The organism is Mucilaginibacter sp. P4_E8 (genome assembly GCF_056401495.1).
Genome location: NZ_JBFUJG010000011.1, coordinates 112,132 through 135,514, shown reverse-complemented (window position 1 = coordinate 135,514; position 23,383 = coordinate 112,132). Strand labels below are relative to the sequence as shown.

15 protein-coding genes and 1 tRNA gene are annotated in these 23,383 nt (G+C 41.3%); 10 read left to right on the top strand and 6 right to left on the bottom strand.

Annotated features, from left to right (window positions below; all coding sequences use genetic code 11):
- Positions 1-6: 6 nt before the first annotated feature.
- Complete coding sequence (locus tag AC1DRQ_RS07220; protein ID WP_477423231.1) at positions 7-1,209, bottom strand: NAD(P)/FAD-dependent oxidoreductase; 1,203 nt, start codon at positions 1,207-1,209, stop codon at positions 7-9.
- 227 nt (positions 1,210-1,436) lie between these two features.
- Here AC1DRQ_RS07220 and AC1DRQ_RS07215 point away from each other — a divergent pair.
- Positions 1,437-1,510, top strand: a tRNA-Pro gene (locus tag AC1DRQ_RS07215).
- Between the two features lie 310 nt (positions 1,511-1,820).
- A complete protein-coding gene (locus AC1DRQ_RS07210; protein ID WP_477423229.1) occupies positions 1,821-1,979 on the top strand; it encodes a hypothetical protein in 159 nt (52 codons plus the stop codon).
- A 375-nt stretch (positions 1,980-2,354) separates the two neighbouring features.
- Here the strand turns inward: AC1DRQ_RS07210 and AC1DRQ_RS07205 are convergent, their stop codons facing one another.
- The 4 genes from AC1DRQ_RS07205 to AC1DRQ_RS07190 all read right to left on the bottom strand — a co-directional run bounded on the left by AC1DRQ_RS07205 (position 2,355) and on the right by AC1DRQ_RS07190 (position 5,911).
- Positions 2,355-2,843, bottom strand: coding sequence for a YybH family protein (locus tag AC1DRQ_RS07205; RefSeq protein WP_477423228.1), 489 nt, complete (start codon positions 2,841-2,843; stop codon positions 2,355-2,357).
- Between the two features lie 11 nt (positions 2,844-2,854).
- Positions 2,855-3,514 carry an NADPH-dependent F420 reductase gene (locus AC1DRQ_RS07200; protein WP_477423226.1) on the bottom strand — a complete coding sequence of 220 codons (660 nt, stop codon included), beginning with the start codon at positions 3,512-3,514 and terminating at the stop codon, positions 2,855-2,857.
- 100 nt (positions 3,515-3,614) lie between these two features.
- On the bottom strand, positions 3,615-4,223 hold the full coding sequence (locus AC1DRQ_RS07195) for a Crp/Fnr family transcriptional regulator (protein WP_477423225.1): 609 nt from the start codon (positions 4,221-4,223) through the stop codon (positions 3,615-3,617).
- Between the two features lie 818 nt (positions 4,224-5,041).
- Positions 5,042-5,911 (bottom strand): hypothetical protein, encoded by an 870-nt coding sequence (locus AC1DRQ_RS07190; protein ID WP_477423223.1) that lies wholly within the window; start codon positions 5,909-5,911, stop codon positions 5,042-5,044.
- A gap of 498 nt (positions 5,912-6,409) precedes the next feature.
- Between AC1DRQ_RS07190 and AC1DRQ_RS07185 the strand changes: the two genes are divergently transcribed.
- The 5 genes from AC1DRQ_RS07185 (at position 6,410) to AC1DRQ_RS07165 (ending at position 13,143) form a co-directional block, all read left to right on the top strand.
- Complete coding sequence (locus AC1DRQ_RS07185) at positions 6,410-7,141, top strand: hypothetical protein (RefSeq protein WP_477423222.1); 732 nt, start codon at positions 6,410-6,412, stop codon at positions 7,139-7,141.
- A 50-nt stretch (positions 7,142-7,191) separates the two neighbouring features.
- Positions 7,192-8,640: a family 43 glycosylhydrolase gene (locus tag AC1DRQ_RS07180; protein WP_477423220.1), complete on the top strand. Its 1,449-nt coding sequence runs from the start codon at positions 7,192-7,194 to the stop codon at positions 8,638-8,640.
- 78 nt (positions 8,641-8,718) lie between these two features.
- Positions 8,719-9,846 carry an alpha/beta hydrolase-fold protein gene (locus AC1DRQ_RS07175; RefSeq protein WP_477423219.1) on the top strand — a complete coding sequence of 376 codons (1,128 nt, stop codon included), beginning with the start codon at positions 8,719-8,721 and terminating at the stop codon, positions 9,844-9,846.
- A gap of 177 nt (positions 9,847-10,023) precedes the next feature.
- Positions 10,024-11,598: a glycoside hydrolase family 43 protein gene (locus tag AC1DRQ_RS07170; RefSeq protein ID WP_477423218.1), complete on the top strand. Its 1,575-nt coding sequence runs from the start codon at positions 10,024-10,026 to the stop codon at positions 11,596-11,598.
- A gap of 201 nt (positions 11,599-11,799) precedes the next feature.
- Entirely contained in the window at positions 11,800-13,143 is a 1,344-nt protein-coding gene (locus tag AC1DRQ_RS07165; RefSeq protein ID WP_477423216.1) for a family 43 glycosylhydrolase, read from the top strand.
- Positions 13,144-13,353: 210 nt separating this feature from the next.
- On the opposite strand, the gene AC1DRQ_RS07160 is transcribed toward AC1DRQ_RS07165, so the two are convergent.
- The gene (locus AC1DRQ_RS07160; RefSeq protein ID WP_477423214.1) at positions 13,354-17,262 is read right to left on the bottom strand and encodes a hybrid sensor histidine kinase/response regulator transcription factor; all 3,909 of its coding nucleotides are present in this window, start codon (positions 17,260-17,262) and stop codon (positions 13,354-13,356) included.
- 812 nt (positions 17,263-18,074) lie between these two features.
- Here AC1DRQ_RS07160 and AC1DRQ_RS07155 point away from each other — a divergent pair.
- From AC1DRQ_RS07155 to AC1DRQ_RS07145, 3 genes are all read left to right on the top strand, one after another.
- The gene (locus AC1DRQ_RS07155) at positions 18,075-20,036 is read left to right on the top strand and encodes a family 43 glycosylhydrolase (protein ID WP_477423211.1); all 1,962 of its coding nucleotides are present in this window, start codon (positions 18,075-18,077) and stop codon (positions 20,034-20,036) included.
- A gap of 75 nt (positions 20,037-20,111) precedes the next feature.
- Entirely contained in the window at positions 20,112-21,386 is a 1,275-nt protein-coding gene (locus tag AC1DRQ_RS07150) for a family 8 glycosyl hydrolase (protein ID WP_477423209.1), read from the top strand.
- 23 nt (positions 21,387-21,409) lie between these two features.
- Positions 21,410-23,383, top strand: a complete 1,974-nt coding sequence (locus tag AC1DRQ_RS07145) for an alpha/beta hydrolase-fold protein (protein WP_477423208.1) — start codon at positions 21,410-21,412, stop codon at positions 23,381-23,383.

Sequence of the window (23,383 nt, the reverse complement as noted above, 5' to 3'; positions counted from 1 at the left end):
CTTCAATTACCTGTTAAACCGGAATATATCGGCATCGGCATTTTTTTTGCCAAGTATCAGGTCGTGAATAATTTGGGCTGCTATAATACTAAAAGTGATTCCATTACCTCCAAATCCCAAAGCAAAAAAAGTATTTGGCCTTTCGGCAATTGATCCAATATAAGGCAATCCATCTTTTGTTGAAGCAAAGGCACCGGCCCAGCTAAAATCAGGCACCAATGGTATGTGGGGCATCTTTTTTAAAAAGGCCTTCTTCAACATCTCTGTTTTTCTGTTAATTGCAGATGGTGAAATATGTGGGTGATGAAATGGATCATCACGACCGCCAATCAGGATGCGGTTTTCACTTACTGCCCTGAAGTACATATATGGCGTTGCGGTTTCCCATATCAGGCTGTTTTTGTGCCAAAAAAATTCATCGGCCATGGGCTCAGAAACCATGGCATAGGTAGAGTTGATATCAGCAATTTTCTTGGGAATGTAGTGCAGGCTTTCGTAACCACAGGCTATTATCAGTTTTTTTGCCTTTATGGTTAGATTATTCGCAGTAAGTAATATTACACGCTGCCTGGTATGTTCTATGTGAACTATAGCTGTATTGTTATAAACTTTATGGCCTGCATCCATAAAGTTCTTGAGTAAAGCATGTGTAAGCAGATAGGCATCCACCTCACCGCCATCTGCCGAAAAGATTGCACCGGGAGCGTCAAAGCCAAATGTTTTTTTTACATCAGTATTTTCAAGCCATTCTATTTTAAAACCATGTTTTTTACGCAGTTTAAACTCCTTTAACAAATTGGCTGTATGACTTTTAAAGCTTGCATATTGTAAACTTGGTCGCAAGTGAAAATCAAAGGCTGGCTTCAGTGATTTGCACAGATCGCCAATATCATAAATTGCTTTGCGGCAAAGTTCATAACTCCTAACAGCATCAGGTTCGCCAATCAAATTTTTTAATACAGTTAATGGGGTATCAATTTCGTATTGCAAAAAGGCAGTACTTGCCGCAGTACTACCCATGCCGGCATGCTTTTTATCAAACACAGCTACCTTTAAACCCGAGTTGCGCAAATGCCAGGCAGTTAAAGCCGCGCTGATACCCGCACCCATTATAGCAACATCTACCTGTAGGTGCTGCTGCAAAGAAGGGTAGGAGGCAACAATACCATCCTTCATGAGCCAGTACGGTTGTTGGTCATAAAGATTCATATGCTTTTGCAGGGAATTTGCTTGAATAACATTGTATGTCATTTAAAGTTTTAAAACACACTATTGGCTTTAAATTACTATAAAAATAAGCTTAAATGAGGAGTTTGAATTTTTTTTTAAAATTCAAACCTGTGCAAATGAATGGGTTAAGGTTTAAGTTGAAACTTCTTTGAAAAAAAGTTTTGTAACTTGATTTTAAATCCTACTTTTGCAAACCCAATCGGGAACGGGATGTAGCGTAGCCCGGTATCGCGCCACATTTGGGATGTGGAGGCCGCAGGTTCGAATCCTGCCATCCCGACTAAAGCGATACCAATCGAGTCGAAAACCCCTTAAATCGTATGATTTAAGGGGTTTTTCTTTTTATTTCAACCCAAGTTATTCAAGTAAAACCAAAGAAAATGAGACCTATTCGGTTACCCATTTAAATTTCCGATGTTTGGGTCACCAAAAGCATTGTAATGTATTGATAGTCAATTAATTGATTAATTTATTTTGACATATTTTGATGCGATTTGATACCTGTTTTTTACTCAAATCGGTGCCCCTTTTTAAAGGGCACGTCAAAACAGTCAAAACCATGCTTTTGTAAATTATTAATTGAAATAGCTATGAGTACCACAAACAACACCTTCGGCGTTGCTTTTTATCTTAAAAAGCAAAAGACCACACAAGCTGGATGTTTCGGAGATATGTTACACCCTGTTCCGTGGCAAACTGACCACCTGTTTTGCTGGCAAAGAAATGCAGCTCATGCTTTAGCAGCATAAACAAAGATAATTATTTACCAATTTTCATTTAGCCGGCCGTCGCTCTGGCTGTAACCTCTTTATTTTTTTAGAAGCTTAATAATTGGGTGAGTTACCAGGTATGTCCTTGTGGTGATAGCCGTTCATCGCTTTAATAGAGGCGTTCCAGGACGACTTCGTATACCTAATGAGGCTCCCCGGTCAACCTGTTCATCTGGCAATTATATATCGCATTTAAACAGGACAACCAGTGTCTAAAGCATAAAACAGAAAAAAGGGTGATCAGTTTGGTCCGGAATACCCTGGTCAGTTTGAACCAGGTACGAGTGGTCACTTTAAACCGGAATCAGGTGGTCAGATTGAGCGAAATCTCCACTCAAGGATGTGTATTCCTATTTATTTCATCTTGTTAAAGATATAACGGCTTATTTTCCATTGCCCACTTGTTTTTTGAAGAACATATATTGCTCTGTCTTCTTGTCCCACGGTTTGTCCGTTAGCGTGAATTAAAGTATTGAATTTAGAAGTTGTTCTTAAAAAAGCATAGTCGCCATTTACCACAATTTCGTCTATAAAAAATTCTATGTTGCTTAATTGAATGGTTTTAAAGACAAACTCATAAGAATCTTTGATTTGTTTCTGTCCGACTGCAGAAGGTGCATTGGAAGGCATAAATACTCCATCGTTTGTGTAAAGTTGCATCACTTTATTTACGTCTGATGCGTTTAAAGCATCACGGTAAGACAAAAGTAACTTTTCAATTGCTGCTTTTTCTGTTTTCTGTGCCATAGCGTTTTGTTCTAAATTTTTTGTTTGATTTTTTGTCTCGTTTTGACAAGCTGTTAAAACGAAAAAGAAAGTTGCATAGAGGAATATTTTTTTCATCTCGATTGTTATTAGTTGTTAGTTATTAAGTTTCTGGCTTCTTCAAGCGTTACGGTTTTGCCCAATTTGCCAAATTCGTGTAAGTCTCCAAATGCTTCAATACGGATTGATTGGTCTAAACCACCAACTTTTAAAGCATCAAAACCATTGTCATGAATTAACTGCTCAACTTCAGTATCAACAGTTGCGTCGTCAGTAGCATAAAATAAAACTGATTTTTCAGGTGTTTGAAAAGCTACATTGGCTAGTGATGATGCTCCCAATGTTCCAAATGCTTTTACCAAAGTTGCACCTTGCGGTAATATAGTTGCGTTCAGTTGTCCGGCAGATTCTTGTTCGCCAATAATTTTTTTGAAGCCACCATTTTTGTCTAATGCAATTGGGTTAGACGGGTCAACAATGATTTTGCCATTCAGTTCCGAAGCATATTGGTCAAACAATTCTTTTTGGGTTTTAAACCAAACAGAAAGTACAATGATGTCGGCATTCTTAATCGCTTCGCCAATTTCAGATGGTGTTGCAAGAGTTCCTAATTCTTGTGCCAATGCTGTTGCATCTTCCAGTTTACGGCTTGCAATTATTACAGGACGATTGCCTCTTACAAAATTTTGGGCAACTATTTTACCGATGCTTCCTAAGCCAATAACGGCTACTTTTGATGTTGTTGTCATACTATTTCTTTTTAGATTATTACTAATTTTGTAATGCAAAGATGCATCAGAAAGAAGACTCTGTCCAATGAACTGGATCAAGAAATAGTATTGACGTAGATTAAGACTTTCTGGATTGCCTTTTTCTTAAACGGCTTAAGAATTCAGGTGTAATGCCCAAAAATGAAGCTATTTGGGTTTGTGGAAGGCGGTTAGAGAGGTATGAATAGCTTTCTAAAAATGAATGGTATCTTTCTTCGGCAGTAGAACTGATATTTTGTAATAATCTTTTTTGTAGCGCTACAAAATTATTTTCATTTAACACCCTAAAAATGCGGTCGAACTTAGGTGCATTTGTGTAAAGCAACGTTAAATTATCGTGACTAATTTGTAATACCATTGTATCTTCTAAAGCGTCAATATTCAATTCTGAAGGCTTTCGCTCGTGAAAACTTCCGATATCGCCTAACCACCAATTTTCAGCAGCGAATTGTAATATATGTGTGTTGCCCTTGTCGTCCACTTTGTACATTCGCAAACAACCACGAACAATAAAGTTGAATTGATTGCAAATGTCGCCTTCCTGCAAAACATATTGTCTTTTCCGATAAAGTCTTGGTTTGAATAATTCTATTACCAGTTGTTTTTCTTCATTGTTTAATCGAATTACTTTTTGAAAGTAATCTAACAGCGGTTCAAGCTGAGAATGTATAATGTCGTCTTTATTCATTTTTGTCTGTTTTTCGAATACTGATTTGGTGGTCGCTGTATTGCATATGTTTCTCATCTCTACAATGCTGAAGCAATAGAAGTACAAATCTACAATTTTGTACAATGTCAAAAATGGTTTTGCTTTTTGGTACAAATGGTATTGCAATCTTAGTATGGTGACATGTTTTAATTGAAATAATTTATGAAGTTATGGCAACAACCATTTCAGCTTGACCAAGCCTTTACAATAAAGATTAGCCAAATCATTGAACTATCAAATAAAAATCAAGAGAATTGTTAAATAACTTTTGCCTACGCAGATAGGTTGCGCATAATCGTGATACTTTTGATAAAATAATTAGTTGACGTTTGTTGAAATTAAAGATTATGATAAAAAGACCTCATTTACAAGCGCTGCTGATTGTAGAAATGAAACATAGGGTTCATCGAACCCAAAACTTCATGTAAAAATGCCTTCTTTAATAGCAAATCATTTATTATATTTGTATAATAACAAGTTCATTGACTATTTGTTACGAGTGCTTTAAGGATTCAAATGCGATCAAATGTCGTCTAATAAAACGAGACCCATTCGGTTACCACTTCCTAAGTTTCGCTTGATAACTTTAACATAACCAACCATTTAAGGGGTGGGATAATCGTCCTGCCATCCCGACTAAAGCGATACCAATCGAAGTCAAAAACCCGCAAATCACACTGATTTGCGGGTTTTTTGTTTTTAAGGATTTCCCTGAAACATCAAAATAAGCCAAAGTTTTTCAATATGTATGACACCTATCCGAACACCTGTCTTTAAATTTTACCTTTACAGGTGTTTTAAAGTGATGTAACTATCTGTTTTTTTAATTTGTTACGCGCAGTTGAAATGGTTAACACATGTCCGAATGAATGGATATTATTTAATGCCATTTCATTCCAGCCCTTTGGTAACCGTGGCGTGCAATCAAAGCTGTTAAAACCGGTTGGCAGTATACCAAACACGCCTTCGATAAATATCCGGCAATATAATCCGCCCTCGGCCGATAAATGCCTTTGATTACCTTCGGGATAGGCTTCTACCGGATAGGGGACATGCTCCCCTAACAACCTTCTGCGCGAATAATAACGCAAGTAATCCATTGCTTTTTCTGTTTTACCGGCCTGAAATACCCCACGAAGCGCGTATAGGGTTGAGCGGTCCCAAAATGTTTCTTTGCCTGCCTCGGTGGCTAATCCATCTGCCGTCCATAACCGGGGCGAAAACAAGGCGTTAACCGTTCCCTCGGCCCTGTTTAAGATACCCATGGTAAGGGGTACGCAGATCCAGGCACGCAGCACATTATTGGTTTCGTAATATTTGTACGTTTCAAAACCATCCACATTACCACCAAAATATTTCTCGATATTTACTTTAAGCACTGCGGCCTGTTTTAAATATGCATCTGTTTGCGCTTTTGGCTGATGCAATTGCTTACCCAAATTAGCCGCAGATATTAACGCACCATAATAAAGACTGCTTGTTGGTATGTTGGCTTTGCCGGATGGGAAGCGCCCCTCCAGTTCATCAGAATTTGAGGTGACCACACCCTGGTCATTTAATTTCCTGTGGCTATATTCCAAACACCAGGTAATAAGTGGCCATAAGACCTTTGCAGAATCAGGGTTTCCGTAAGCCAACGCGAACCTTGAAGCACCATAAGCGATCATGGCGTGGTTGCCACGATCGCCTGCACCTTGCCATACCGCATCACCTTGTGGAGATTCTGCGATTATTGATCATCTCGAAACCCTGTCGTTTTATCGGGTTTGATGGTGTATCAATTTTAAATGGCGGATCTTCGAGCCGCGTGTTTAGCATGCCCGAACAGAACATGGTCTGGTCATTGAGTTCTAACCTTCCCACTCGTATCCACAGGAGCCTGTGTCCCGGAAGCACTTTTATCGCAATATCGTTTGTAATGGATGGCACCTGCCTGAATACGATTATCCACAGTTTTTAAAGGTACAAAAGGATTTTCGGAAAACAGAACATCAGGGGATTTTTTAATTGATTTTGCTGAGGAATGCTTCCTTTTATACAGCATTATTGACAAAAGTTGACTTTTCTTGCTGAATAGTGTGATGAAGTCCTTTTCTGAAGGTATAGTTTTGGATTAATGGTTTGCAGCCATTTTTTAAAAGTTGATTTAAGTTAAAGTACCTACTATGAATATTAAACACAGTGCATCGTTGCTGGCGGCGGGCCTTGTAATTTTGACCGGATTAAGGTCACAAGGACAGTCTGCAACTTCAGGCAGGATCGATCCTATAACCGAAAATGATACCACTCGAAGTCTCGCACCATTCTTTATCCCTGCAACCGCATCAAAAAAGACCCCGAATTCTGAGGGGTTTATACAGCGATGGTTACTTTTAGAGCCCATTAACAAATCAATACGGAGTAATCTTGTTTTTACAGACAACTACCTGAAAACACAATTTGAAACCGATTATTTTCCAAACCAGTTTACGGTTATTCCGAAGGATAGGGAAAAAGTAAAAGTTGGGGAGCAGGAATTGTTATGGCATGCATTGGAAAGTCCGGATTTCAACCTCAAATTATTTCGTTTTGCCTACGGGTTGAGGAAACAGACCTATGCCGTTTTGTTTTGGGCGGTAACCATAATCAACAGTCCGCGGGAAATGAAAAATGTAAGATTGGCTGTAGGGTCAAACGGAGGATCAATGTGGTGGCTAAACGGAAAAGAAGCAGTGATACTTGACGGCGATAGACGCATGGTGATGGATGATTGTGTCTCGGCCCGATTAACACTCAACAAAGGGAAAAATATCATACGGGGAGCAGTAATCAATGGGCCCGGACTTAGTGATTTTTGCGTTCGTCTGCTTGACGAAAAAGGAGATCCGATAAAAGGTCTCACCATCACCCTGCAATAAATCAGTTGATCATCCCATTTAACGTCGAATTTGTATAGCAATAAGTTATTATGAAATTAATAGTAAAGGTAATAAGTACTGTAGCCCTTTTTTTATTGTGGTTAACCGGAAATGCGATAGCGCAAATTGGTAAACCATTTATACATGATCCTTCAACTATCACAGAATGTGATGGAAAGTATTTCACATTTGGAACAGGTGGAGGCGGATTAATATCCGAAGACGGCTGGACATGGAATGGGGGCGCTGTAAGACCCGGCGGCGGCGCCGCTCCTGATGTATTGAAAATTGGTGACCGCTACCTGATTGTTTATGGCGCAACTGGTGGTGGCCTGGCGGGCGGTCATAACGGAACAATACTTACCATGTGGAATAAGTCGCTTGATCCAAAATCGTCGGATTTTAAATATTCAGAGGCTGTCAAAGTTGCCTCATCCGATGGTATAGAGGACAATGATGCGATAGATCCGGGGCTCCTTCTGGACCCAACCGATGGAAGATTATGGTTATCCTACGGCACCTATTTTGGGTATATACGCCTGGTGGAACTTGATCCCAAAACGGGTAAGCGTGTGGAAGGTAATAAAGCATTAAACATAGCCATCGATTGTGAAGCCACAGATCTGTTATATCGGGATGGGTGGTATTATTTACTTGGAACACACGGCACATGCTGTGACGGCCCAAACTCAACCTATAACATAGTTGTTGGCCGCTCCAGAAAGATAACGGGTCCATACCTTGATAACATAGGAAGAAGTATGTTGAAGGGAGGTGGCAAAATGGTAGTTGCAGCTGGTGATAGGTTGATTGGGCCAGGGCATTTTGGACGTATAGTAGTTGGCAATGGCGTTGAAAAAATGTCTTGTCATTACGAGGCGGATTTGGATCAAAGTGGTCGTAGCGTATTGGGCATCCGCCCGTTACTATGGAAAAATGGATGGCCTGTTGCTGGTGATAACTTCAAAGATGGAACTTACGAGATTGAGTCTGAGCGAAGGGGATACGCCTTGCAATTGGGCGTTGATTTTATAAGAATGCCGGGTGGAATGCGATTTAATCGAAATAATGATGAACCGGTAAAACCGGTGCCGTCCCAGGAATTAGCAGATGTAATTAAAAGCTGGCCAGCCGGAAACATTGGCGTACGGATAAGTGATTATATGTTTCGTCCTCATCAAAAATGGACAATTTCACAGGTTCCTGGTGCAGGAGGATATTTGGGCGGACCCTATTATAAAATAGTAATTGCCGGAACAGACCGTGCATTAGCAGCAACAGCCGAAGCTGAACTGATAACAGTTCCGACGTTTACCGGTGCGCCGGAACAATTATGGCGAATCGATCAGTTGACTGATGGAACTTATAGGATTATGCCCAAGGTGGTCCCGAACTCGAAGGAGCAGCTGGCTTTAGTGTCTTCTGGCGACAGCACACCTACACTCGCCAGGTTTGATATGAGTAGTGATAATTCCAAGTGGAATTTTAGGGTTCACTAACATATTTAGTAAAATGCACTTTGTGCTATAAATACAATCCGAAAAATGTAACCATCCTGAAACTTAAATTATGGCGATATGAATTTTAAATGTTTAATTATTGTGTTAGCAACCTCCCTGGCCGGTAGCCTTTGCAAGGCTCAAACGGGCGTTGGAGAGATCAAAGAAGATTTCCAGGCTTCCAGCCTTAATCAGCCGGGGCAGCAATATCCCCAGGTTAATTCGCAAGGTTATGCTCGTTTTCGTATAAAAGCACCAAATGTCGACAGTATACGGGTTACTTTAGGCCTGGGTGGACGTGGGGGTACTAAACTTATCAAAGGTACTGACGGGTACTTTTCAGGCACAACGGAAGGGTCAATGGACGAAGGTTTTCACTATTATCATTTAATAGTTGATGGAGGCTTATTTAATGACCCGGGCACATTGAATTATTATGGCTCAACCCGTTGGGAAAGCGGTATAGAAATACCGGCTCATGACCAGGACTTTTATGCCTTAAAGGATGTGCCACACGGTAATGTGCAGCAAATACTTTTTCCTTCAAAAAGTACAAATATTCAGCGGAGGGCCTTCGTTTATACACCTCCGGGTTACGACAAGGAAAGATCGAAGAAATACCCGGTGCTGTATTTACAACACGGTTGGGGTGAAGACGAGACTGCATGGAGCAACCAGGGTCATGCCAATCTGATCATGGATAATTTAATTGCTGAAGGYAAAATAAAACCATTTATTATAGTGATGACCTATGGCATGACCAACGATGTTAAAATAGGCGCTGGCGGTTTGAGGAATTTCAAGATAGATGCTTTTGAAACCGTATTAACAGATGAATTGGTGCCTTATGTGGATGCCAGCTTCCGCACGGTTGCAGATAGGGCGCACCGTGCGATGGCAGGGTTATCAATGGGCGGCATGGAAACACATTTAATAACACTTGCCAAGCCCGATGAATTTGCTTACTACGGTCTTTTAAGCGGGGGGACTTATACACCCGCTGAGTTAAAAGATAAACCGAAGGCTAAACTTATTTTTATGAGTTGCGGCAGTAAAGAAAATCCTGATGGCGTAAAAAAAGCTGCTGCTGCATTAAAAGATGCAGGCTATAATGCTGTATCTTTTATTTCAGAGCATACTGCCCATGAGTTTCTGACCTGGCGCCGCAGTTTGAATGAACTTGCTCCGCTGTTGTTTAAGGATTGAGCGGCCTTTTTGTGTTGATCTATTCATTAAGTTCGTTAATTGGGAATAAAGATTAACGCATCGCTTTTATAACATGGTTAAACCCGTAAAATGAGTATAACATCAGCAAAGTTTAACTACCGCTGGTACAAATGCTTAGTTTAATCGCTGCCCTAAATAATATGAACTAACAAACCTATGCGCAAAATTTTAAATGATCTTTTTTGGGGATTAGCATTTTTTTTGGCTACATCCGTGTCTTTTGCACAAACGGCTCATAATCCAATTATTTACGCAGATGTGCCTGATATTTCAATAATCAGGGTAGGTAATGCTTATTACATGAGCAGTACTACTATGCATATGAGCCCTGGGGTGCCGATAATGAAATCTATGGATTTAGTCAATTGGAAACTTGTTAACTATGCGTATGATATTTTGGATGATACCGATGACCTAAACTTAAATAATGGACAGAGCAGTTATGGACGAGGTTCGTGGGCAAGCAGCCTGCGTTATCATAACGGCGTTTACTATGTATCTACGTTTGCGGGCAATACCGGCAAAACTTATATTTATACCACTCACAATATTGAAAAAGGCCCGTGGAAGGCTATATCCTTTAAACCAAGCTTGCATGACCATTCATTGTTTTTTGACGATGATGGTAAAGTTTATATGATTTATGGAAGCGGGCGTATCATGTTAGCTCAATTAAAGGATGACCTTTCGGGACTAAAACCTGACACAAAGCCACAGGTGTTGATAGAGAATGCGAGCCTGGCTGCCGGGCCGAATTTAGGATTGCCGGCTGAGGGCTCCCAGATGTTCAAAATTAAGGGGAAATATTACCTATTCAATATTTCATGGCCACGTGGTGGAATGCGAAGTGTTCTTATTCACCGTGCAGATAATATTATTGGGCCCTACGAGGGTCGCCTGGCATTACAGGACAAAGGCGTAGCTCAGGGCGGTTTAGTAAATACACCTAATGGCCAGTGGTTTGCATATCTTTTCCGCGATTTTGGTTCAGTAGGCCGGGTGCCTTATATGGTTCCTGTAAATTGGGAGGATGGTTGGCCTGTATTGGGTGTAAATCATCAAGCCCCCGATACTGTAGCGTTACCGGCAAATAGATCATTAATACCAGGTATAATCTCCCCGGATGAATTTAACCGCAGGCGCGGTGAACGCGATTTGCCCCTGGTTTGGCAATGGAACCATAACCCTGTTAATCAATTATGGTCTGTAAGGCAGCGTAAGGGATACCTCAGGCTTACTACGGGGAGGCTTAATACCACTTTAGTTGCAGCAAAAAATATACTCACACAGCGCACGTTTGGGCCCGAATGCTTAGCTATAACGGCTGTTGATGTATCCGGACTTAAAGATGGCGACCACGCAGGCCTTGCATTGTTACAGAAAAAATTTGGATGGGTGGGCGTTAAGGTGATAAACGGCAATAAGTTTATCGTTATGGTAAATGCACAGGGTGCTTCGCCAACAGAGTCGGCAAGTATTCCGTTAACCCAAAACCTGGTGTATTTAAAGGCAGCGTGTGATTTTAAAGACCGGACTGACAAAGCGTATTTTTATTATAGCACCGACGGAAATAATTGGATACCAATTGGCGCCACGCTTCAAATGGCTTATACAATTCCACACTTTATGGGTTACAGGTTTGGCCTTTTTAACTACGCCACCAAAGTTACAGGAGGATATGCCGACTTTGATTATTTCCGGTTAGGCGATAAAATTTCAAGCCCAAATTAAGCCGGTTGTTTATCAGGATAGGTTGATTTTTTATTGTCTTAAAGCCACCGCGTAAAGACTGAAACAGGCTTATAACCAGGATGGAAGTATCCTTTTAATAAAAAAACCATGAAAAAGCTTAATACCTCTTTTTTGTTTTTTTCTGTGGCAGTAAAAAAAATCGATTTTAAGAACAAAATAATGAATAGTAATAAATTGTAAATGATGAAGGATTTTAAGAAATACGCAGCGCTAATTGTATCTATCTTATGGTTCAATTGTTTGATGGCACAAAACCCACTTATACAAAACCAGTTCACCGCCGATCCCTCGGCCCGCGTTTTTAACGGCAAGGTATATCTTTATCCCTCACACGATATCCCGGCCACGCCAGGGCATGGCAAACCCGGTTGGTTTTGTATGCAGGATTATCATGTATTTTCATCGCCCAACCTAACCGATTGGACCGATCACGGCGTAATAGTAAGTCAAAATAAAGTGCCCTGGGCCGACTCGACAGCGTATAGCATGTGGGCCCCTGATTGTATTGAGCGGGCAGGAAAATATTATTTTTATTTTCCTGCCACTGCAAAGTCTGGTAACTCCAAAGGGTTTTCAGTTGGCGTTGCAATAGCCGACGAACCTTATGGTCCCTTCGTTCCGCAGCCGTTGCCCATAGCCGGGATTCATGGTATAGATCCGAATGTGCAAATAGATAAGGACGGACAAGCCTATATTTATTGGGCGCAGGGAAACCTGTATGGTGCTAAGCTTAAAGCAAATATGCTTGAACTGGTATCAGAGCCGGTAAAACTTGAAGGCTTTCCGGATAAGGGCTTAAAAGAAGGGCCTTACTTATTTGAACGAAAAGGTATTTACTATATGACCTATCCGCATGTAGCTAATAAAATAGAACGGCTTGAATATGCCATGTCAGATAGCCCTTTAGGGCCTTTTAAATACGCCGGCGTGCTCATGGACGAATCAGCTTCTGGTTGCTGGACAAACCATCAATCGATAATCGAATTTAAAAATCAATGGTACTTATTTTATCATAATGACGACTTATCGCCAAGCTTTGATAAAAACCGGGCGGTACGGGCCGATAGTTTGTTTTTTAATGAAGATGGCACTATTCGCAAGGTTATTCCCACATTACGTGGCGTTGGTGTAACCGCCTCATCAAAAAAAATACAGATAGACAGGTTTAGTGCTAAAAGCGCGGATGGAGTAGAGGTGGGGTTTCTGGACACGATAAACAAATTCAAGGGTTGGAAAATTATTTTCAATAAAACCAATTCGTGGGTGAAATATAATAGTGTGGTTTTTGGCAAAAAAACAACAGGGCACATTAACATAAACGCCTGTTCAGCAACAGGAGGAACTTTATCTATAAGTACTGAAGATAAGCCGGGCAAAATTATAGCAAAACTTGTTATACCAAAAGGAAATAACTGGAGTGTTGTTAAAAAAGCAGTTTTATCGATGCCTGGCGGTGTCAGGAACCTTATAGTACAATTAAAAGGCAGCGGTCATGTAGAAGTTGACTGGATAAGTTTCGAATAAGCCTTATATACCGTAAGTGTCCGATAAAACTATCTGGATGTAAAACCCGTTGATCTAAACCTGTGTACACGCCGCTAAAATCGAGTGGCACGAAAAATTATTACAACTGTTCCTCGCTTTTCCTTATGCTTTGTTGCTCAAATGCAAAAGGCACTCGCGGACCTACCAGGCATAGGGAGGAATTATTATAATGACCTAAAAGCCGCTTTTCTATGCCATCACACTGCTATTCTCTACCTTTCTATAATCGGATGGAAGCATATTAAACTTCTCTCTAAACGACCGTGAAAAATAATGAGGTGTAGCAAAACCTGCCTCATAGGCTATTTGTGTAACGGTCAGGTCACTCTTCAGAAGTAATATCGCGGCCCGGTCGAGTTTATATGAGCGGAYAAATTCAACGGGGGGAAGACCTGTAAGCTCAAATATTTTTGTGTAAAGCGCTCCCCGGCTCATTGCCAAATGTTCGCTGAGATCTACAACAGAAAATTTTGGATTGTTTAAGTTGTTGTCTATATAATTGATCACTTTTTTTAAAAATTTCTCTCCGCTCGACGCCACCTCCATGTCTGCGTGAATAACTTTTAATTGCTTTTTATAGGTGTTTTTAAGCATGGTATTGAGTTGTAAAAGATTTTTGATCTTGACATTTAAAATTTCAAAATTAAAGGGTTTGGTCAAATAATCGTTTGCCCCTGATTCGAGTCCTCTCAGCTGCTCATCTTCTTGTGTGCAGGCGGTAAGCATTATCAATGGGATGTGGCTGGTACGTTTATCGGCTTTTATTTTCCTACTCAGCGTAATGCCATTCATAAATGGCATAGTTATATCGCTAATGATCAAATCAGGGTGGCATGATAAAGCCTTATCCCAACCCTCTACACCATTTGAAGCCTCAACAATTTTATATTGGGTCATTAAACTATCTTTAATATAATAGCGAAACTCATCGTTATCTTCCACAATAAGCAGTACCGGCATGTCTGTAATCGCCTGGGCAATATTTCTTTTTATACGGAGATCTTTTTCTTTAACATCCGTTTTAACCGGCAGCTGAATTTCCATTGACCTATCAGCAAAAACTTCAAGAGGAATTAACACGCTGAAATCTGAACCTTTTCCTAATTCACTTTCAACAGTAATGCTGCCACCGTGCATTTCAACAAACTCTTTAGTAATTGAAAGACCGATTCCGCTTCCAGGATTTACCTTTGCTATATTAACATCCCCTGCCTGATAAAACCGTTTAAATATTAAATGTTTTCTCTCCGGGTCAATACCAATACCGGTGTCACTTATTTTAAATTCCAACACCGTTTTATCTATGTTGGATGTGGGATGCCTGGTAATATTTACAGAAACACTCCCTCCGGGTAATGTAAATTTGAAAGCGTTGGAGAGCAGGTTAAATAAAATACGCTCCACTTTGTCGTGATCAAAGCGTACGAACAATTTTTCCTGAGGCGCCTTATAATTAAAAGTGATGCTTCTCGATTCTGACAAATCCTGAAAAGAATCTACAACGTCACTTATGAACGAAAATATTTCACCTTCGGTTAGGCTAAGCTTTAATTCTTGCTCTTCTAATTTGCGGAAATCTAAAAGTTGGTTCACCAAATTCAACAGCCGCCGCGCATTTCGTCGTATCACCGCTAATTGGCCTGTGGTTTGCTCGTCCTTGTGTTCTGCTAATAACTTATCTGCAGGTGCCATGATCAGTGAGATTGGTGTGCGGAACTCATGACTCAGGTTGGTAAGAAATTTAATCTTAAGTATATCAAGCTCATGTAGTCGTTCGGCTTCCTTTCTTTCCTGTTCAAGCGCAAGTTTACTTTTTAATTTTTTTATACCCCGATAACGGATGAACAGAAGTGTGCCCACAGCCATCAGGGCATATAGCAAATAGGCGTACCAGGTCATCCATATCGGCGGATGAATCACGATGCGGATTTGTGTACCTAAGTTGTTCCATATGCCATCGTTGTTGCAAGCCCGCACTACAAACAGGTATTCTCCCGGGTCTAAATTGGTATAATACGCTGTCGTAGCCGAACCTACATAATTCCAGCTTTTATTGAACGATTTAAGAATGTAGGCGAATTTGTTCTGCTGGGGAAGCGTAAAATTAATTGCAGAATAACTGATTGAAAAGTTTTCCTTGTAATTCAGGTCAATCTGCTTCGCTACCGAAATATCTTGTTTAAGTGGCGAGTGACTGCCAGACAATATAATGTTATTATTTACTTTAAGGGTGGTTAAAAATACCGGAGGAGCATTGTTGTTACTTTTTACCTCCTGCTGCGGGTCAATATAGTTAAAGCCCTTGGCCCCGCCAAAGAAAAGCAGGCCTTTAGATGACCGGAGGCCTGATCCGTCGATGAACGCGTCGTTTTGCAGGCCATTGTAGGCGGAATAATGAGTGAACTTTTTTGACGCCGCATTAAGCATACATATTCCTTTATCAGTGCTTAACCATATGTTGCCGCTGTAGTCCTCCAGCAGTTTGTGCACTACTCCGTCTGGCAGTTCGTCTGGTGCCGAATAATTAACCAACTTTTTTTGGTTGAGATTAAAGCAATATAACCCATCCCCGGCAGTGCCAATCCACATATTGCCATTATGGTCCTGCAACAGCGAAAATGTGCGATCGATCGCCATTCCGGTATTCTTATTATTATACACCCGGAACTTTTGAGTTGTAGGATTTAAAACGGCTATTCCACTGCCATAAGTGCCAATCCAAATATTTCCCTCATCGTCCTCTTCAATAGCTCTGATAAAACCATTAACAGGCAACTGCCTTTCGCCGGCAGAGGCTGGAGTTGATACATATTTAAAAAAGGTTTTTTTATCAGGGTCAAATACATTAACCCCGCCGCCATTGGTCCCTATCCATATTTTGCCCTTGCTGCTTTCCTTCAAACAAAAAATTTCGTTGTGGTTTATATGCGTATCGTCTTTTCCCGCATTTAACTGTTGGTACCTGCCGGTTTTTGTATTGTAAATGAACAGGCCATCCTGAAAAGTGCCGATCCAAAGTTGTTGATTGCGGTCAAGCATCATACTTAATATCGGAAGACCGGCAGAATTACTTCTTGTTTTAGATTTTATAGCAATATGGCTGAACAAACCGCTCCTGATATGAAAAAGATTCAAGCCTCCGCCATCTGTACCAACAAACAGATCCCCGTCCTTGTTCTCGGCGAACGATGAAACGAAAGGGGCGCTTAGTCCGGCAGGGTCATAAGCATTATTTTGCTTTGAATTAAATAAGGTAAGGTTTCTGTCATACTTATCCACGCCTCCCTGGTAAGTACCAAGCCAATAAATTCCCTGGGGATCATTATAAATGCAGCGGATAGATTTGCTGCTTACGCTGAATTTATCCCTGTCATCATGATTGTAGCGTTTTACCTTTTCGGATACCGGATCTAAAATATTCAAACCGCCTTCGGTGCCTACCCAAATTTTATTACCGTTCGCGGCTATGCTATAAATAAGGTTACCACTAATCGTACTATCATCATTGGGTTTGTATTTAAAAGTTTTAAAAGTCTTTAAATCCGCCGACAAACAGCTTAGTCCATCATTAGTTCCTATCCATAACCTGTGCTGACATTCGGCTATGGTATTTATTCCCTCATTTGGGATACTTGAGGGGTCATTGTTTTCATGCCGAAAGGCAACGAAGCTGTTTGATCCTTCATCATAAAGATAGAGGCCTTTATCCGTACCAATCCACATTCGCCCTTTGCTATCTCTGAAGATGGATAATATGATACCCGAACGGAGCTGCCCGGGTTTGTGTTCGTCGGCTTTGTAAAATATTTCTTTTTTTGTTTTTGGGTCAAGTACGCACAGGCCTCCTATCATACCAATCCAAAGACGGCCGTGATTATCACCATAGATAGATTTTATATAGCTGTTTGTAAGGGGTCCACCTGCAGAACTCTCCTTGTAGGGTCGAAACTGGTCGTGAGAACGGTCGAGATAATATAAACCGCCCCCCATTGTAGCTACCCAAAACTGCCCTGCTTCATCCTCATACATGCTGGTCACTTCTTTGGAGCGATAGCCTGATTTGTCTGCCGGATCAAAGCGATATGGCTTATGTTCCATACCGTCAAATCTGTCCAGCCCATCGGCCGTTGCAAACCATAAAAATCCGTAACGGTCCTTTATGATCGCATTAATTAGTGATACTGAGTGATACCGTTAATATAATTAAAAATAACCGGTTAACCGTAGCTCGCTTAAGTGATAATGGAAGATTTAACATATCAGTTGCCATTGCTTTTTAAAAATTGTACACACATTCCGCTTTATTGGCAGATGAGTGTACTGATAAATACATTTTCGAAAAATGAGGTTTATAACGGTGCGAATCCAAGCATTTAGTAAAATCGCACAACGTAAATCTAAGCTATAAATTAATAAAAAACAATCGATTGCGTAATAATAACGTTACCAACCGAATGTTTTACTATAGGCTGTTAGGTATATCGGATGATGACAGTGATCGTTCACCCGATAATGGGGGCCAATTATTTTATCGCAAAGGGAGAGGGCAACCTTAATTATAATTGATATAAGCCGGTGATATAACGATTATTTGCTGTATTGGAGAAGGATAGCTTAAATTATTAATTGATTTACGATATATAACATTGTTTGCCTAACCAAGACATCTGTTATGCCATAAGCCCCTAATTTCAACCAAAGTGTTGATTTATTCAACATTTGTGGCACGTCAAGTTCTATTTTCAAAATACTTTTGGTCAAAGTTTAATGAACAATTTTTGGGATATACAGCTGTGGAAGACACAAATAAAATACAACTAAGTCGGCTTCCACGTGGCGGCTTGGCCGAATAATGTTGAAAGAATATAAACGAATAAGTGAAATTTCTGAAAAGCTAACATTTAAACATCATGAACCAATTCAGCCGGCTTACGGGTCTTATAACCATATTCACGCTTTCCGCATTGTTTGTAAGCGGCCAGGGGAAAATACAAGATTCCACCTTGTTTTATCAGGCAGCTAACACCTATGTGAACCCAGTGTTACCTGGCGACCACCCGGACCCCACCTTACTTAAAGTGGGAGATGATTTTTATCACTGCGGGTCTTCCTTTCATTTTAATCCCTATCTGCCCATTTATCACTCAAAAGATCTTGTTCATTGGGAGGTAATAAGCAGGGTGCTCCCATCATCAAAAGCGGCTTGGGTTAATGACCGGCCTTCAACCGGTATCTGGCAGGGTGCCATCACCTATTTTTACGGCTCTTACTGGATATATTTCTCGGCCGGAGGGCAGTGGTTTTGTAAGGCAAGTTCCCCTAAGGGGCCGTGGTCTGCTCCTGTACAGGTAAAGGCTGATCCTGAAACAGGTAATCTTGGTTATGACAACTCAATTTTTGTGGATGACGACGGAAAGCCTTACATGGTAATAAAAAACGGTCAAAAAGTTAATCGTTTGCAAGCCTTGGGTAAAGATGGGCAATTGACAGATCATGTGATTAATCTCGACTGGGTAAACGCAAGGCTACAATATAGCTGGGCAGAAGGCCCGGTAATGTGTAAACGCAACGGCTATTATTATTACCTGCCGGCGGGTGATGTTACAGGCGGGCAATATGTTTTAAGAGGAAAAGAATTGACCGGCGATTCGACAAAATGGGAAAGGTTGGGTGATTTTTTTAAACCGATTACTGATGATAAGGCAGGTTTCCGCCGCCCTAACCACATTTCAGCCCCCGTTCAATTAGCCGATGGCACCTGGTGGACTATAGGACAGAGCTACGAGAAGTACGATGGCGACGATTGGTCAGGTGCCGGACGCCAAACCGCTCTTTATCCCGTAACATGGGAGGGCGACAGGCCATGGGGTATGGCGCCAACCGCCTCACCTATCCGAAAACCGAACCTGCCACAGTCGGGTATTTCATGGACAAGTGTGAAAACAGATTATTTTGACAGCAGTGAATTAAGCCTGAATTGGCATTTCCTTACTAAGAAAGCCTCAGCCTCTTATTCACTTACCGCCCGGAGGGGGTGGATAAGGCTTACGCCCGATTCTGCCCGGACCCACCTTGTTCAGAAAGAAACGGATCACTATTATTCCGCAGTGACAAAGGTTGACCTGCGTGCAACCAACGACAGTGTTAAGGCTGGTATTTATCTTACTAACGGAAACCAGGAGGTGGTGGTGAGGCTTTACAGCGGTTACAACAATGGGAAGAAAATTGTTTTTACAATGGATACCACGACTCGGAGCGCGCCAAATATCTTCGGAAACGTAGTTTGGCTGAAACTGGAAAGAAACGGCCACGAGCTAACCGGATATTATAGCGGCGACGGAAAAGCCTGGATTTCTTTAGGCAGGCCAATTAACGCAGTTAAACTTGATGAAGCCCAACCAAATTTTAATTCATGGGTAGGGACAAGCGTTGGTTTATTTGCAGAGGGCAAGCCGGCTGACTTCGATTGTTTTATTTGTAAGGATGGCTCCTCCTTATTGCCTGCAGCAGGATATAGTAATTACTATGGAATAGCAACTATTAATAAAGAAAAGTATAAAACGGTAACCAATACATCCTTGTATGGCGGATGGTTTATGATATCTGGTGTGGAAACTGGAAGTCAGTCGCCATCTTCAGTCCAGGTAGTTGCTTCCTCAAAACGCAAAGGCAAGCTTCAAATTTGGCTTGATGATCTTCAGAACGGTAAATTGATAGCCACAATACCGCTAAACGCTACTGGCAGCGGTAATTATAAAACATTTAGCGGGCGGCTTAAAAATGTTACCGGACAACATGACGTTTTTGTGCGGTACCCTGCTGGCGTTCCACAAGCCATCTTTATTAAAAGCATCAGGTTTCCTGGTAAGTAAGAGTAGGGTGGCTTTTAGTTATTAACCCATGAGAAAAATAGTAAGACATAATCTTTATTAAACCACAATATGAGTATGAAAAAAATAGTGTTATTGTATGTAATAGTTGCTTTGCTGCCTGCTTTGGCAAATAGTCAAAGTCAGAAAGCTTTAAAAAAAATGCCGGTTAAAGGGGCTTTCGCTTCCGGCATTTATCCTGATCTTTTTCATGAAGCGGGATATAGTAAAGGTGATATAAATATTAAGGTCGCGAAAGCTTACCATGATGTGTTTGAAGGCCCCAACAAGGTTTACTTCGAGGTGGGCGATTCAATGGCATATGTGTCTGATGTAAAAAACCACGATGYCAGGACAGAGGGCCTTTCATATGGTATGATGATCGCTGTGCAGCTTAATAAAAAAGATGTTTTTGACCGTATATGGCGGTGGTCAAAAAAATATCTTCAACACCAGGACGGGCCAAGAAAAGGATATTTTGCCTGGAGCATTAATCCTCAAACAATGAAGCATAATTCGGAAGGTTCTGCATCTGACGGAGAATTATACTATATCACAGACCTTCTTTTTGCCTCTAACAGGTGGGGAAATAATACAGGCATTAATTATTATGACGAGGCCAGGATAATACTGGATGCTATGTGGAAAAAAGATGGTACAGGGAATGTTCATCCTTTAATAAACATTGCGGCGAAGCAAATTTCCTTTGTGCCCGAAGGCACCGGGTATGAATGGACAGATCCATCCTATGATTTACCTGCGTTTTACGAGGTATGGGCACTTTATGCAAAAGACGGCCATGAACAATTTTACCGGGACTGTGCAGATACCGCAAGAGTGTTTTTACACAGGGCCTGTGACCCCGTTACAGCACTTAATCCTGACAATACCCATTTTAATGGTAAGGCACTCGAAGGGAGCCGGTTGCCGCCGGCTTTTCGTTTCGACTCCTGGCGCGTGCCAATGAATATCGCAATGGATTATGTGTGGTTTGGCAAGGACAAAAAATGGCAGCAAAATTATGCGAAGCGTCTTCAAAATTTTTTACGATCAAAGGGAATAAATGATTTTGAGGATCAGTTTAATACAGATGGATCCACGCCTGCCTTTATTCTACCCGCAGGAGGAGTTAGGAAGTTAAGGCATTCGTTGGGATTGGTGGCCACCTCTGCTGCGGCCTCGCTCATGATTGCAGATAATAAAAAATTCGATTTTGTGCGACCTCTTTGGAACGCTAAGCTCGAGCCTTATGCAGATGGATATTTCGATCCATATTATGACGGCTTGTTATATTTATTCAGCCTGATGCACCTAAGCGGTAAATACCAGCTTATACAACCACAAACCAATTGACAATTTATTTACCTATAAACAATATGAACAGATTAAAATATTTTAAGCAATTTTTTTTTGCGGCATGCGCCGTTCTTTTGTTTAACCTGCAGGTTTATTCACAAGATATAGTTAACCAGGCACGAGTGGGTTTTGATGTGTTTCATGCCGATATTATGCATGGCAAAATTGATACCATCACTTATCAATCAAAAACCGTGGGGAATACCCGCCGCGCGCTTATTTATACGCCTCCCGGATATTCTAAAAGTAAAAAATATCCCGTGTTGTATCTTTTGCATGGTATTGGTGGTGATGAAAAAGAATGGTATAACGGCGGCAGCCCGCAGGTTATATTGGATAACCTTTACGCACAAGGTAAAATTGTACCCATGATAGTAGTGTTGCCGAATGGCAGGGCTATAAAGGACGACCGCGCTACCGGAAATATTATGGCACCTGATAAGGTGCAGGGCTTTGCCGTTTTTGAAAAAGATTTGCTGAACGATCTGATACCATTTATTGATAGTAAATACCGCGTATATACTGATAAGGACCACAGGGCAGTGGCCGGCCTTTCAATGGGAGGTGGGCAATCATTAAATTTCGGCCTGGGAAACCTTGACGTATTTTCATGGGTTGGTAGTTTCTCCGCAGCACCCAATACTAAAAAGCCCGAAGAGCTGGTTCCCAACCCTGATGCGGTAAAAAGTAAGCTAAAATTACTTTGGATATCATGCGGATCAAGCGACGGGCTAATTGCATTCAGCAAACGTACTCACGATTACCTGGCAGAAAAAAAAGTGCCGCATGTGTACTATATAGAACCGGGTGTTCATAACTTTAAGGTTTGGAAAAACGGCTTATATATGTTTTCACAACTCATTTTTAAGCCAGTAAATGTTTCAACATTCCCCCAATATTCTTATAACGAAGTGGGCATACCGGCGTCTACTAATATTCCGGGCGTAAAGTTCCCGCAAATATTTCCAGACAATACAGTTTTTTTTCGTGTAAAGGCACCGGAGGCGAAGAGTGTTCAGATTGACTTATTGAAAAAATATCCGATGACTAAAGACACCGGGGGGTATTGGACGGTAACTACCGACCCAATTGTATTAGGGTTCCATTACTATTCTTTGATAATTGATGGCGTATCCGTTGTCGACCCTGCCAGTCAAACTTTTTACGGTATGGGGAGAATGGCAAGTGGTATTGATATTCCTGATCCGGAGGGTGATTTTTATACTACTAAGGATGTGCCTCACGGCGACGTACGTTCAGTAAACTACTACTCAAACATAACAAAGGTATGGAGGCGGGCAAACGTATACACGCCCCCCGGTTATGATATACAAATCGACAAAAAATACCCGGTACTTTATTTACAACATGGTTCGGGCGAAGACGAAACCGGCTGGCCTACGCAAGGGAAAATGAATTTTATCTTGGACAACCTGTTTGCCGGGAAACAGGCCACGCCCATGATAGTTGTTATGGACAGGGGGTATGCCACAGATCCAACACAGCCGGTAACCAGCACGCCCCGGGGAATGAGTATGGCAGGCAATGTTTTTCCGGATGTGCTCGTAAAGGAAATTATCCCGATGGTTGATGCAAAATTCAGAACGCTTGCTGATCGCGATCACCGTGCTATGGCAGGGCTTTCAATGGGAGGGTTTCAAACCTTCCAAACTACCATGACCAACCTTGACAAGTTTGCCTATGTGGGAGGTTTTAGCGGTGCGGGCTTCATGCAGCCTGGAACCGATATAACTAAAATGTACAATGGCGTATTTGCCGATGCAAATGCCTTTAACCAAAAGGTTAAAGTGCTTTATTTAAGTGTTGGTACTACCGAACCGGAAAGAATGCAAACCACCGTAAAAGGATTTCATGAGGCGCTTGAAAAGGCAGGCATTAAGCAGGTGTTTTACGAATCGCCGGGCACTGCACACGAATGGCAATCCTGGAGACGCTCCTTAAACCAGTTTGCAAGCCTGATATTCAAAAATTGA